The sequence below is a fragment of the Clostridium lacusfryxellense genome (assembly GCF_018861735.1).
In the GTDB taxonomy this organism is placed as follows: domain Bacteria; phylum Bacillota; class Clostridia; order Clostridiales; family Clostridiaceae; genus Clostridium_AD; species Clostridium_AD lacusfryxellense.
The window spans coordinates 51,451-65,881 of the sequence record NZ_JAHLEB010000005.1; the positions used below are offsets into that span (position 1 = coordinate 51,451).

Consider the following 14,431-nt stretch of genomic DNA (forward strand, 5'->3'; position numbering starts at 1 on the left):
CTATAATATAAAGGATATTATACTAGGAGGTGTTGTAATGCTTTCAATATATAGCAGTACAGAAAACAAACAACTTATAAGGCTTGAAAAAATAGAACCAGGTTGTTGGATTAACCTGATTGACCCATCTGATGAAGAATTAGTATTCGTTTCAAAAAACACCAATGCTCCTATGGATTTTTTAAGGGCTGCTCTAGACGAAGAAGAAACTTCTCGTATTGACATAGAAGATTGTACATTAATTATTTTAGATATTCCCTTTACAGATATGGACGATAATTCATTAACCTATGACACATACCCCATAGCAATGATCCATACTGATAAAGTAATAATTACAGTTTGTTTGAAAAACAGTAAAGTATTATCCGATTTTGCTGAAGGTAAAATTAGCTCCTTTTTTACATTTAAACGTTCAAGATTCATGTTACAGATTTTATATAGAATTGCAAACTACTATTTAATATACTTAAGACAGATTGATAAAAAAAGCTACATAGTAGAAAAACAACTACATAAGACTTTAAGAAACAAAGAACTTATTCAATTATTAGCACTTGAAAAATCCCTTGTATATTTTTCTACATCCTTAAAGGGGAATGAAATTACATTAGAAAAAATGCTTAAACTAGATATTCTTCAAAAATATGAGGAAGATAAAGATGTATTAGAAGATGTTATTATCGAAAACAGGCAAGCTATAGAAATGTGTACTATTTATAGTAATATCTTAAATGGCACAATGGATGCCTACGCTTCTGTTATATCCAATAAACTTAATATAGTAATGAAATTTTTAGCTGCAATTACCATAGTCATGGCTATACCAAATATGATTTCTGGGCTATTTGGTATGAACGTCAAAGGAATACCCTTGTCAGAAAATGCATTAGGATTTTGGTATGTTTTTGCATTCATTGGCCTTATAGTAATATTTGTTATTTACTTTCTAAATAAAAAGGATATGTTTTAACACTTAATATATTTATTAAAATTTATGTGTTTTATTAAAAAATAATTTCAGTAACATTTTAGGATGCTCTTCATATATTAATATAGTAGAAATATTTGAAGGGAGCCTTTTATGTTCTATTGTCCAAAAGATTATAATGATCCTTATTCTTTATATAGATTTAACCCTATGTATGGGGTTGACCCAATATATGGAGTTGACCCTTTATATAGGGCTAGTCCTATGACTTCATATTTAAGAGTTCTTCATTCTTCACCTAAATCCCCAGCTGTTGATGTATATATTAATGACATGTTAAAATTCAGAAACCTTACTTATGGTGCTTTTACAGATTATATAAAGGTTATGACTGGTAATTACAATGTGAAATTATATGCTGCTGGCACTAAGGTTTCGCCTGTACTTAATAAAAACATTTTTGTTCCACCTGAAAAGATTTATACAATAGCCGCTATTGGACTATTGCCGCATATCGATCTACTACCCGTTTTAGAGCCTAAAATTAATGATCCTAGCGACATGGTCTATATTAAATTTGCTCATTTATCCCCTAATGCTGGTCCCGTAGATATAGCATTACCAAACGGCACAATTCTATTTAAAAATATTAGTTACAAACAGCTTACTGATTATATAGAAGTTCCTGCTGGAACCTATACTTTAGAAGTTAGGCCTACCGGAACCACAACAGTTGCTCTATATGTCCCTAATATAAGATTAAAACCTCAGCGTTTTTACACTGTTTATGCTATAGGCCTAGCTGGAGATAAGCCGGGACTTCAAGCTTTAATTCCTCTAGACGGTAGTTCTTATTTAGATTTACGTGAAGAGTAGTTACAATGCCGTTAGATTTTAAATAAAAATATATAATATAACGTTAGCCTATATCCTATTTTACATAGTAATTTAAGATATAGGCTGATTTTATTTCTTAATTTATCAAATTATAAATATCTTTTGATTTACCTTTTTTATATTTAACTACCACTCCAAGAAATAATAATCCAAAACAATTAATGTTATCAAATTTCGTATGATAATTACAATTAAATTGTATAAATAGTCATTGGATTATTTGAAAGGTGATGTTGCAAATGATATAATGTAGGAACAGTTTCCATACCCGTTTTAAAATGAATATGATTTAGTTTGATATAAAATACCTAAATACATATAGTTAAAACTAATACAAAGGAGCATAAGCCTGTGACTGACTTTTTGATAGATTTTGGTTTGAAATTCCAAACCGTAAGCGTTTTTATAAAAATCATTATAACCTTAATTATAATAGTTCTATTCCAATTAATAAAGAAAAGTATCTGTTCATTTGTAAATAAATCTAATCTTGACTCAAATAATATAATAAAATATAAGAAAACAACCTCGCTATCTATTAATGTTTTATCTGTTATATCAATAATACCAATATGGATGTACGAGTCTAAGGACATCCTAACTTTTTTAGGTATTTTCTCAGCTGGACTTGCCTTTGCATTTCGTGATGTTGTAGCAAGCTTTTTGGGTTGGTTAATAATTAATACTCAAAAACCATTTCTACCTGGCGATAGGATAAAAATAGGTGAAAGCATTGGTGATGTAATAGCTGTAGATTGGTTTTATACTACCATAATTGAAGTTATGGAAAACGAGGATAAAACTCACGGTCAAAGCACTGGAAGAATTACACACATACCAAACATAAAATTTCTAACTGAGGATCTTGTAAATGAAACTAATGCATTCCCTTTTACTTGGAATGAAATTGAGATAAATCTTACTCTTAAAAGCAATTGGAAAGAAGCTAAAAAAATACTACTATCCATTGCGGATGATAAGGTGGGAGATATAGAAAACGAGGCAAAAGCCTCACTTAGTATAGCCTCAAAAACGCTCCCTATTTATTATGAAAACCTTTCTCATACAGTATATACTTCTATGGAACTAGGTAGAGTGAGACTAAATTTACGGCTTATTTGCAAAGCCAGAAATTTCAGAAATTTAAAACACGACCTAGTAGAAGATATTTTAACTGAATTCTCTAAGCACGAGGACATCGAGTTATTATAGTATTATAATCATTTTTTCTAATATTGAAATAAATTTCATCTTTATTAAGTACTTTTCTCTTTATAATACCCATTCCCTGATGAATAACTAGTATATTTTGCTAGTTATTTCTTTTATTTTCCTTATTGATGTGTTTATAATAAGATGTTATAATATTGTCAGCTGTATTTGTATATACACCAGAGTATACATATGTATAGTTGAATTAAATAATCGTTAATATATAATACTATAAATATTATTTATATCCATATAATAATGGAAATATATTTTATCAGGGGGAAATTCAATGAAAAAATTAAAGATTGTTCTAAAGAAAGCACTAAGACGATATTTTTTGGATGCTCTAAGTGCAATGGCTTTAGGATTATTCGCTTCATTAATCATCGGACTAATATTAAGCCAATTTTCAAAAATTTCTGGATTCGGATTTCTAAAAGAGTTTACAACAATTATTTCAGCTAAATCTCCCGTAGTTGGTGCAGCAATTGGTGTGGCTATAGCTTGGGGCTTAAAGGTTACTCCCCTTACAATGTTCTCATCAGCTGCAACCGGAGCCTTTGGATATATGTATATGGGCGGAGGCCCCGTTGGAGCCTTCATTGCTGCAATCGTAGGTGCTGAGCTTGGAAACTTGGTTTCCGGAAAAACAAAACTTGATATTGTTATCGTTCCAATAGTTACTATTATTACAGGAAGTATAGCTGGTAAATTTGTTGGACCTTATATTTCAACTTTTATGACTGACTTAGGTGCGATCATAAATTCTGCTACAACCCTTATGCCTATACCAATGGGTATTGCGGTATCTACTTTAATGGGCCTAGCACTTACTGCTCCAATTAGTAGTGCAGCCATCGCCATTTCTCTAAACATGTCAGGCCTTGCAGCTGGCGCCGCCACAGTTGGTTGCAGTGCTCAAATGATAGGTTTTGCTGTTTCTAGTTATAGAGAAAACAAGGTAAGTGGACTATTATCTCAAGGACTAGGCACCTCTATGCTGCAAGTGCCAAACATAATAAAACGGCCTCAAGTTTGGATACCACCAACGCTTGCCGGTGCAATACTTGGACCTTTATCTACAACAATTTTCGCTATGAAAAATAATTCTTTAGGTGCCGGTATGGGCACAAGCGGACTTGTAGGTCAGTTTGGAACACTTGCCGCTATGCAGGGAAGTGCACCAACATCAGTTATAGTTTTAAAAATCTTACTTCTACACTTTATAGCCCCCGCTGCCTTAACTTTACTTTTCTCAGAAATTATGAGGAAGAAAGGTTGGATAAGAGAAGGCGATTTAAATTTGAAACTTTAGATCCATGCTACTTATAAAAAGCTGCAGGTGAATTCACCTGCAGCTTTTATATTATAATATTTAATTATATAAATCGCTATAAATTATCTTAAATACCTCTAGAGCCTCTTCGATTTTACCACGCATTAGGTGTTTTTTATTTTGTAATTCTCCTCTTCCTGAATCTGTTATCGTATATATCTTTTGTGCTTTCTTAGAATCATTCCACTCCCCAACAACTAGTTTTTCCTTTTCTAACTTTTTTAAAAGGGGATATATTCCACCTGTACTAGGAACCCAAAAACCATTTGTTCGTTCACCTATTTTATGAGATATATCATTTCCATTAGTTTGACCTAAACTTAGAATATATAGTACATACAAAGGTAGTAGTCCTTTTGTGAATACTTGACCAACTGCTTCTTTTTCTTTCTGAACTTTTCTAAGCTCTAAAAGCTTTTTCTTGTATTCAACGTACAATATTTTTTCCTGCATCCTAATGTCTATCTCATTTTCTTTACTTATTATATCAGCCATTTTTACCTAAGGTTCCTCTATACAAACCATTCCTACTAACCCTGGTCCACTATGAACTCCTGATACAGGACTTATATATCCACCAAATTCTACTGAAATAGCATTTGGGTGAACACTTATTTTTTCCATTACTTTTTTACTCTCGTCTAAGGCATCACCGTGCAATATATAAACCTTACACCTCTTCTTATCTAAAATGTTATTTGTAAGTTCTAAAAGCTTATTAAGAGATTGTTTCCTACCTCTTACCTTTTCAGAGGTACAATACTTTCCGTCAGCATCAAAGGATATTATAGGTTTAATGTTTAAAAGCTCAGCTATTGTTCCTGCAACTTTTCCTATTCTTCCACCTTTTTTTAGGTACTCAAGCGTACCCACTACAAAATATAGATGTATTCTATTTTTAATAGATGGAATAGCTTCGACAACTTCCTCAAAACTTTTTCCTTCTTGTATAAGCTTACCGCACTCCGTCACTATCAATCCTTCGCCAAGGGCTATAGATTGAGAATCACACACATGAGTAATGATACCTGGGTGATTTTCACTTGTAAGTTTCATTGCATTATATATACCGGATAACCCAGTTGATAAAGTTACTGCAATTGCATGAGTATATCCTTCCTCTTCTAATTTTAAAAATAGTTCCTCCATATCCTTCATTGATGGCAAAGATGATGTAGGCACCTCTATCTTCATATTATCATAAACCTCTTGTGGCGTAATATCTACATTATCTGAGTATTCTCTATCAGAATAGATAATCCTAAAGGGCAATACATTTATATTATATTTCTCAATTGCTTCACTTCTTAGATCACTTGTAGTGTCTGTTATAAGCGCTATCTTGTTCAAATTAACCCCTCCTACATTAAATAATATAATCATTATATCACTATAATTTATGTGTATCAATAGTGATACATAAACAACCATTTATAGTAATTTGTCCAAATTACTATAAATATATTCATCGACGGTTGGGCAACAGATAAGCGGGGACGGTTAACAATAAATTAAACAATAATAAGCACTAAATAAGTTGGGGACAGTTAATAACAAATTCAAATCATCATTTAATCATAAATGTACGTAAATGTACGGGGACAGTTATAATCCTTTTTTTAAGACTGATATATACTTTACAAGTTCTGTCTCATCATAAAATACCTCTGAATATTTCATAGGCTTTCTTCCTATTACAAATGCTTGTATATTATTATCTATAGCTGCTTTTATTTTGTCCACTGTTCCACCTTGAATTCCACTATCCTTCATAAGTATAGCTTTAGCACTGTACTCTTTTATAAAACCACAATTTAATTCATAGCCTACAGGCCCCTTCATTGCAACAATATCCTCAACTCTTACTCCTAGATTTAAAATTTCTTCTAGGACCTTAACAGAAGGTAAAACTCTATGTATTACCCTATTGTTCAAATTAAAACTTATAAGTTTATCTATATTTCTACTGCCTGTAGTGTTTAAAATATTTCCTTCAACATTTTTCAGATGAGTACCCAGACTATCATAATCTTCCACCACAATAACATTTTCGTTGTTATTAAATTTCTCCAAAACTGATGGTCTCTCATACCTAACATATTGTACACCAGAAATTTTGCATGCTTCCATTGCATTTTTAGTGATTTCTAACGCATAAGGGTGAGATGCATCAATTAATATTTTTATATCATGAAGTCTTATAACCTTAATAATTCCCACTAAATCTAGCGGCTCCTCATTAAAAATTTTATATTTATAATCTTTTAAAAGCTCAGCCCCATAAGCGGTGGCTGTTGATATGAAAATATCTTCTGTAAACTCATTCAACCCTGAGAGAATGTTTTTTCCTTCTGAGGTACCTACAATTAAACCTATCATATTTATTCACATCCTAATAATAGTTGGGGATTTTTTGAGCGATTGGTTAGGGATGGTTAACAACCTGGGGATTGGTTGGGGACGGTTAACAACTTTGTGTTATTTACATTAACTAATATTTCAAGGGACAGTTAATAACTCTTTATTAATTGTTACCAATAATTAATTAGTTGTTAACCGTCCCCATGATCTTCATCTTTTTTCTAAACCTTATAACCCCTTGGAGTTATAAACTTACCATCTTTTACATAACTTTGGCTATTACCAATTATAACAATTGACATCATATCAACTATACTCTCATCAAAGGTATCTAATGTAAATATGCTTACTTCTTGTCCATCTCGAAGTGCATTTTTAACTACAGCTATTGGTGTAGTTCCATCTCTATGTGTTTTTATTATATTTATACACTCTCCTAAATAATGAGGTCTACCTTTACTCTTAGGATTGTACAAAGAAATAACAAAATCACCTTCTGCTGCTAGATTTACTCTTTGTTGAATCAATTCATATGGAGTCATTAGGTCGCTTAAGCTTATGTTGCAATTGTCATGCATTAATGGTGCGCCAAGTACTGAAGCTGCTGCTGACGACGCTGTTACACCTGGTATAACCTCAACTTCTTCATCTACCCTAAGTTGAAGGATTAGCCCTGCCATTCCATAAATTCCAGAATCACCAGTACTAACAACACTAACTACCTTATTATGACTAAGTTCTAGTGCCTTTTTACATCGCTCTTCTTCACCTTTCATACCTGTAGAGAAAATTTCCTTATCACCAAGCAATGGTTTTATCATATCTATATATTTGTTATAACCTACTACTATATCACTCTCTTTTATAGCGTTCATAGCTCTTAATGTCATATGATCAAGTCCACCTGGACCTATCCCTATTACATATAATTTTCCCAATTCATCATCCCCTTACCTATCTATTTTTTTCCTTCTCTAAACATATGTGTAAAAGTCTTATCATACAAAAGACTTTTATCATATTCACAATCTATAAAATCCCCTACAAGAATTTGAGCACATTTTGTTATTTTAGCTTCTTTTACCTTCTCTGCAATATCATCTAAAGTTCCAATAATAGCCCTTTCATCTGGCCATGTAGCTCTTTCAATAACCGCAATTGGTACATTTCTTTTGTAACCTGCTTTAAGTTTTGCAACTACCTTGTCTATCATTCCAATAGATAAGAAAATAGCCATAGATGCCCCAACAGATGCAAGTTTTTCTAAATCCTCAGTTTCAGGTACTGGAGTTCTTCCCTCAACTCTTGTAAGTATCAATGTCTGAGTTACACTTGGAAGCGTAAACTCTTTTTTTATAGCAGCTGCAGCTGCCGAAAAAGAACTTACTCCTGGAACTATACTATAATCTATATTTAATTTTTCAAGCTCGTCCATTTGCTCTTTTATAGCTCCGTATATAGCTGGATCTCCAGTATGTAGTCTTACTACATTCTTATTTTCACTATGTGCCTTTCTCATAACCTCTATAACATCTTCTAAGGTCATAGAAGCAGAATTGTGAACTATAACACCCTCTTTGCAAAAACTGATATGCTCAGCACTTACAAGTGATCCTGCATATATAACTACATCCGCACTAGATAATATATTTCTTCCCTTAACTGTTATTAAATCTACATCCCCTGGGCCTGCACCTATAAAATAAACCATATCATTCACCTATCCTTTATTAATTATTCTTTTTTCGCAATTATTAAGCTCATATACTCTTTGTTTTTTAATATATCCTCGCGGTTCCTTAGAACCTCTTGTCCTTCTCTGCCAGCTTTTTTAACATATACATAAGTATACCCCTTAGCTTCTAAACAATTTATAACTTCTTCTTCTATTTTATAAACTTTCATAATCACTAAGAATTTTTCATCTTTTATAGTATCAAGCCTAGTTGACGGAAGTACTAAAAGCGGTTCATTACCAATTACTAAGTACTCATTAGCAATACTTGCAGCAGCGCAAAATGATGTTATTCCTGGAACTGTTTCTACTTCATATCCGCTTTCCTTTATATAATTCATAAGATATATGTATGTACTATATACAAATGGATCGCCTATGGTTAAAAAGGCCACATCTTTTCCTTCCTTTAATTTTTCTTCAATAGACTTAAATGCCTCATATATTTTTAGTTCCTGCTCTGCTCCACCCATAGGAAAATGCTTAACTAGGACTTCAGAATCTTTATTAATATATTCCTCTGCTATTTCGTGCGCTATGCTTTTCCCGCCCTTCATTGCACTAGGCACTACTATTACATCACATTTACCAATAGTTTTTATTGCCTTTATTGTAAGGAGTTCTTTATCCCCAGGTCCTACCCCTACACCATATAATTTTGCCATGTTTTATCCTCCATATCTTTAATGAACTTATACAAAAGTATTTTAATTTATTTTCTGTGCATTATTTCACTTATGTATTCGGTCGAAGATTCCATATTTTCAATAACAACTACACTTAGGTTGTTAAAAATTTTATCTTTAAACTCTTCAACCGTGCCTTTTATTATTCTCTCATCTGTGTATGATAATTCTTCACCAACATATATTGTAGCTTTAATATTGTTATCAAAAAGTTTTCTACATAATGCTTGTGGTGAATTGCCCTTATCTGTAAGCCACACAGATATCTCATATTCACCTACAACTTTTATAAACTCTTCTCTTCTTCCATGCATACTGCCCAAATGAGCATTTTGCCAAGGTTTTTGTAGCTTGCACATTAAGTATTGAAAAGAACTTATACCTGGTATTATTTCTACCTTACCATCAAAATTACTTTTTATATAGTTTGTTATACCATAAAAACACGGGTCTCCTGATGCTATTATCGCTATGTCTTTATGATTATTTATTGTTATATAATCAATAATATCCTTTAATGTTTTGACTATTATATTCTGCACATTTATTTTAGGTATACTCGTCATAGCTCTTTCAAAACCTATTATAACATCAACCTTTTTCATAGTATCTACTGCCAAAGGAATAATATATTCAGGGCTACCAGGCCCTATGCCCACTATATAAATCATATATTATGTTACCCCTCCCTTTGAATTATTATTAAATAGTTAATTAGTTGTTAACTGTCCCACCTTTTTTATTGTTTAACCATTAGTTGTTAACCGTCCCTAACTATTTCTACTTATTTTCCCTGGTGTCAAACAAAATCCCTTTATTCATTGAAAACATAACAACCTCTGCTGGAATTGTATCATAAGTGTATTTGAATAATCTTTCTTTTATCTTAATTGCAATATTCCCATATATTTCATTATAATTATCATCTAATAACTTTATTGCTCCCTCAGTAGTTTTTTCATTATAAACTTTATTAATTATATCTGTAGGTGCCCCTATTAAAGCTAATTCTAAAGCTAATACTTCAAGCCTCACATCACATACTCTACTGTGAGTTTGAAAACATCCTGCTGCTATTTTACATGCTTTACCTATATGTCCTACCAACACAATATTTTCTATATGTTTCTCCATGCAGCTATTTAATGCAAATCCTATATAATTTGATATCATTACTATATTATCCGTTTTAATTCCAACCTTTATAGCTACATCCTCACCCATATTACCAAAAACCAAAGTAAGATTTTTATGTCCTGCAGCTACCTTTTGACATATTTCTATATGAATAGATTCTGTGAGAGCCTCCTCTGACATTGGTGTTACAATACCCGTTGTGCCAAGTATAGATATACCACCTTCAATATTTAACCTTGGATTGAAGGTTTTCTTAGCTACCTCTTCCCCCTTGGGTACAAATACAGTTATTATAATTCCTGATTCTTTGGGTAACACTTCTTTTACTTCTTTCTCAATCATTTTCCTGGGTACGGGGTTAATTGCCCACTCCCCTTTAGAGACGTACAATCCTTCACCTCTAACTATCCCAACACCTTTTCCACCTTTTAAAGTATATCCCGATTCTGATTTTTCAGCTCTTGCCCATATTTCCATGCCATCAGTTGCATCAGGGTCATCTCCGGCATCTTTTATGACGCAGCACTCCACAAAATTTTCTCCACGTGTTACCTTATATATTGGTAATAATAATTCTATGCCTTTTGGGGTATCAATCCTTATCTCGTCTACTTCAGTATTATAAAATAAAATTTGTGTTGCAGCCTTTGCTGCCCCTGCAGCGCAAGATCCAGTTGTATAACCACATCTAAGTTTTTTACCATTAAAATTAACATATAAATCCAGCATTATTAATCACCCCCAGCTAAGGTTACTATTTTTTAAACTAAATTAATTTCGTGTAGAACCTAACCTCTATCTACTATCATATACATTAGTGCATTTAGAATAGATGCAGCCACTGTGCTTCCACCTTTTCTTCCCCTAACAGTAATCATAGAGATGTCTAGTTTTTCTATTTCTTTCTTAGAATCTGCTGCTCCAACAAAACCAATAGGTGCTGCTATAATAAATTTTGCATTACACTTTTCTTCTTGAATCAGCTCCTTCAATCTAAAAAGTGCTGTAGGTGCATTACCAAATATAAAGAATTCAACTCCATCTTCCACCGCCTTCTCAACTGCCGCCATAGAACGAGTTATATGCCTTGTTTTTGCTATCTCTGCCACTTTGTCATCACTTACATAACATACTGCTTCACAATTTAAATCTTTAAGAGCTTTTTTATTTATGCCAGCAAGTGCCATTTTTGTGTCAGTATATATCGTTGTTCCTTTTTTAAGCAGTTCTACAGCCTCGTCTATTGAACCTTCTCTGATATAAACTATGTTTTTATAGTCGAAATCTGCCGTAGTATGTATCACTCTTTTAACTATTGAAAGCTCTCTATCTGAAAAAGCATGTTCTCCCATTTCTTCTCCAATAATTTCAAAACTTTTCTTTTCTATGTCCATAGGAATTTTTATATAATCCATATTTTAATCTCCTTTAAGTGAATTTGAATTAATCAGGTATCGGTGGTTGGGGACGGTTAACAACAAAATCATCTTTAGGCTTGTACTTTACTTTTATGATAACCCCTTGTTTATTGTTATTTTCCCTATTTAAAAATCTCCTTGAACCACACTAGATTATTAAAAAAATGCACATGTCCATATGCAGCTAACGTATTATTCTTAACATAACCACATTTCCAGTTCTTCTGGCTCTTGTCATAAACATCTTTCGTTAGTTTTAGCACTTTCCCATCCTTTAAATCTACAAATGATTTATGAAATTCATGACAATTTATAGAATCAATATTTTTAGGTAGAACATCATTTTCTACATCTACCTCGATTTTTGCATACCCAAAATTTTGTAGACTTTTAGTTAATGTATAATATCCCTCGAAATAACCTACCATATTATGTGGTATTAGAACTTCCCCTTGTGATTCCTCCGCTAACGGTTTTACACCTAATGTAAGATACATCAACCCTCCACACTCCGCATAACATCGCAACCCATTATCTAAAGCATTTTTTATGCTACCCCTCATAGATGTATTTTGTGATAATTCATTTATAAATACCTCTGGATAACCTCCGCCTATATAAAGAAAGTCAATATTGCTTGGAAGTTTTTCATCATTAATAGGACTAAAGTATATGACCTCTCCCATTTCCTCTAAAAGCTCTAAATTCTCTTTATAGTAAAAACTAAATGCTTTGTCATAAGCCACGGCTGTTCTTTTCCCTTTATACTCAACATGAAAATCATCTACATACTTTTCTCTTTCCTTAAATTGTTCTAATAATAAGTTCATATCCAAATGCTTTTCTAATAACTCTGCACAAGTATTAATTTTAACCTCTAAATCTACTATTTCACTGCTTTGAATTAGACCTAAATGTCTACTTTTCAAAGCTAATCTATCATCTTTTGGAAGATACCCCAAAACCTCCATGCTACAATTTTCTTCAATAGCCGCTTTAAGTAAATTATAATAACTCTCTGTTATATTATTTAGTATAATACCCTTTATATTGGCATCCTTAAAATTTACAATCCCATTAATCTCTGCGCAGAAGGTTGCTACTTGTGCCTTTGGAGATAATACAAGTATGATCGGAATATTTAGTGTTTTTGACACGTGATAAGTTGAGTATGCGGTATCTATACCTTTTCCATCATATAACCCCATCACGCCTTCCACAACTGCTAAGTCACCAGTTCCTCTAGTATAACTTGCCTTAACACCGTCTTCTCCCATAAGATATAAATCCAAATTTCTTGAATCCTTACCTGTTATCTTTGTATGAAATGCTGGATCTATGTAATCAGGGCCTACCTTATACCCTTGTACATCATATCCCCTATTTTGAAGTGCTTTCATAATTCCAAGTGTTACCGTGGTTTTTCCACCACCGCTTGAATTTGAGGCTATAACTATGCTCTTCATTTATATACACATCCCTTTATGGATTACCTTTTAAAATTTCATTCGTTAGTTAATTAGTTGTTAACCGTCCCTACTATTTACCCTAAACCAAACCTTTACTCTAAATCTCAATACTTTTAAACAACATAATAAGTTTTTCATTTGTAACATTATCCTTAATTGCTAACCTTATATATTGATTATCTAATCCTCTAAAGTTGTCCACTTTCCTTATAACAAATCCTTGTTCTAAACATATTTTATAAAGTTCATCTGAAGTCAGCCCTATTAATTTGCATAACACGTAATTTCCATAAGTTAAAAAAACTTTATCAATAAATGAAATCTTTTTCAGTGAATTTAGGAAACTAGTCCTTTCTTTTCTAATCCACTCTTTGCTTTTTTGTATATATAGGCTATCCTTTAACACATGGCATGCAGCAACCTCTGCAAAGCAGTTTATATTCCAAGGATTTTGTTTATCTTTAATCTTTTTTATTAAATTTATATTACTACTTATTCCATACCCAAATCTTATACCTGGCATAGCAAAAAATTTAGTTAATGCCCTTATTATAAATAAACATTTATAATCTTTTACCTCGGTTGAAAAACTATGAAGTGTTTCTCCCGTAAATTCAATAAACGCTTCATCTATAATTACCACTTTGCCATTGTTCTCGCAATATTCAAGGATATTGTGAATCTCACCTTTATCAATGATATTTCCATTAGGATTATTGGGATTACCTAATATCACACCTTCTACATATTTTAGTTTATTTAAAATATCTTCGTAATCGTAAGAAAGATTCGTATATTCTTTCTTTAATAAACTATTTTCATTAATCTTCTCTTTTAAGTAAGAATATTCTATTTTGCAATCCCACTTCTTAGCATCAATTTCGTATTCTACAAAAGAAGGTACCACAATTAATAAATTTTTATGGCAAGATATAACTAGGTCGATAATTTCTGCAGCCCCATTTCCTAAAACGAAATACTCTTCCGCGCAATCAGTGTATTCGTTTAGAGCTTTTAACACATCCCTATATTGAATATCTGGGTACCTTGTTAATGCATTAACCGCTTCATTAATATTATCAATGAAACTACCTGGAACTCCTAATGGATTTATGTTAGAGCTATAATCTATTAATTCTCGTCCCATAAGTAATCCATTAGTATAAACATCTCCACCATGTATCATTGAATACCTTCCTTTCTACTATAATCTCCGCCATTTCTGCAATTTAGCCGCTTTAACCTCCAA

Annotated in this window: 15 protein-coding genes; 4 read left to right on the forward strand and 11 right to left on the reverse strand. The window is 32.3% G+C overall.

Annotated features, from left to right (window positions below; genetic code table 11):
• The first annotated feature begins 37 nt into the window (after positions 1-37).
• The 4 genes from KPL55_RS04875 to KPL55_RS04890 all read left to right on the forward strand — a co-directional run bounded on the left by KPL55_RS04875 (position 38) and on the right by KPL55_RS04890 (position 4,355).
• Positions 38-973, forward strand: a complete 936-nt coding sequence (locus KPL55_RS04875; protein WP_216305592.1) for a magnesium transporter CorA family protein — start codon at positions 38-40, stop codon at positions 971-973.
• A gap of 111 nt (positions 974-1,084) precedes the next feature.
• Entirely contained in the window at positions 1,085-1,807 is a 723-nt protein-coding gene (locus KPL55_RS04880) for a DUF4397 domain-containing protein (RefSeq protein WP_246599302.1), read from the forward strand.
• Positions 1,808-2,179: 372 nt separating this feature from the next.
• Complete coding sequence (locus KPL55_RS04885; RefSeq protein WP_216305593.1) at positions 2,180-3,040, forward strand: mechanosensitive ion channel domain-containing protein; 861 nt, start codon at positions 2,180-2,182, stop codon at positions 3,038-3,040.
• A gap of 289 nt (positions 3,041-3,329) precedes the next feature.
• Positions 3,330-4,355, forward strand: coding sequence for a PTS sugar transporter subunit IIC (locus KPL55_RS04890; protein ID WP_216305594.1), 1,026 nt, complete (start codon positions 3,330-3,332; stop codon positions 4,353-4,355).
• A 60-nt stretch (positions 4,356-4,415) separates the two neighbouring features.
• On the opposite strand, the gene KPL55_RS04895 is transcribed toward KPL55_RS04890, so the two are convergent.
• From KPL55_RS04895 to KPL55_RS04945, 11 genes are all read right to left on the reverse strand, one after another.
• Positions 4,416-4,871 (reverse strand): PadR family transcriptional regulator, encoded by a 456-nt coding sequence (locus KPL55_RS04895; protein ID WP_216305595.1) that lies wholly within the window; start codon positions 4,869-4,871, stop codon positions 4,416-4,418.
• Between the two features lie 6 nt (positions 4,872-4,877).
• Positions 4,878-5,726, reverse strand: coding sequence for a DegV family protein (locus KPL55_RS04900; RefSeq protein WP_216305596.1), 849 nt, complete (start codon positions 5,724-5,726; stop codon positions 4,878-4,880).
• A 255-nt stretch (positions 5,727-5,981) separates the two neighbouring features.
• Positions 5,982-6,755, reverse strand: coding sequence for a cobalt-precorrin-6A reductase (locus KPL55_RS04905; protein ID WP_216305597.1), 774 nt, complete (start codon positions 6,753-6,755; stop codon positions 5,982-5,984).
• Positions 6,756-6,958: 203 nt separating this feature from the next.
• Positions 6,959-7,675 (reverse strand): precorrin-3B C(17)-methyltransferase, encoded by a 717-nt coding sequence (gene cobJ / locus KPL55_RS04910; RefSeq protein ID WP_216305598.1) that lies wholly within the window; start codon positions 7,673-7,675, stop codon positions 6,959-6,961.
• A gap of 20 nt (positions 7,676-7,695) precedes the next feature.
• On the reverse strand, positions 7,696-8,457 hold the full coding sequence (cobM, locus tag KPL55_RS04915; protein ID WP_216305599.1) for a precorrin-4 C(11)-methyltransferase: 762 nt from the start codon (positions 8,455-8,457) through the stop codon (positions 7,696-7,698).
• Between the two features lie 14 nt (positions 8,458-8,471).
• Positions 8,472-9,137: a cobalt-factor II C(20)-methyltransferase gene (locus KPL55_RS04920; RefSeq protein WP_216305600.1), complete on the reverse strand. Its 666-nt coding sequence runs from the start codon at positions 9,135-9,137 to the stop codon at positions 8,472-8,474.
• 47 nt (positions 9,138-9,184) lie between these two features.
• Entirely contained in the window at positions 9,185-9,829 is a 645-nt protein-coding gene (gene cbiE, locus KPL55_RS04925; RefSeq protein ID WP_216305601.1) for a precorrin-6y C5,15-methyltransferase (decarboxylating) subunit CbiE, read from the reverse strand.
• Positions 9,830-9,938: 109 nt separating this feature from the next.
• A complete protein-coding gene (cbiD, locus tag KPL55_RS04930) occupies positions 9,939-11,024 on the reverse strand; it encodes a cobalt-precorrin-5B (C(1))-methyltransferase CbiD (RefSeq protein ID WP_216305602.1) in 1,086 nt (361 codons plus the stop codon).
• 59 nt (positions 11,025-11,083) lie between these two features.
• Positions 11,084-11,710 (reverse strand): precorrin-8X methylmutase, encoded by a 627-nt coding sequence (locus KPL55_RS04935; RefSeq protein ID WP_216305603.1) that lies wholly within the window; start codon positions 11,708-11,710, stop codon positions 11,084-11,086.
• A gap of 125 nt (positions 11,711-11,835) precedes the next feature.
• Positions 11,836-13,179: a cobyrinic acid a,c-diamide synthase CobB gene (locus KPL55_RS04940; protein ID WP_216305604.1), complete on the reverse strand. Its 1,344-nt coding sequence runs from the start codon at positions 13,177-13,179 to the stop codon at positions 11,836-11,838.
• A gap of 100 nt (positions 13,180-13,279) precedes the next feature.
• Positions 13,280-14,368 carry a pyridoxal phosphate-dependent aminotransferase gene (locus tag KPL55_RS04945; protein WP_216305605.1) on the reverse strand — a complete coding sequence of 363 codons (1,089 nt, stop codon included), beginning with the start codon at positions 14,366-14,368 and terminating at the stop codon, positions 13,280-13,282.
• Between the last annotated feature and the right edge of the window lie 63 nt (positions 14,369-14,431).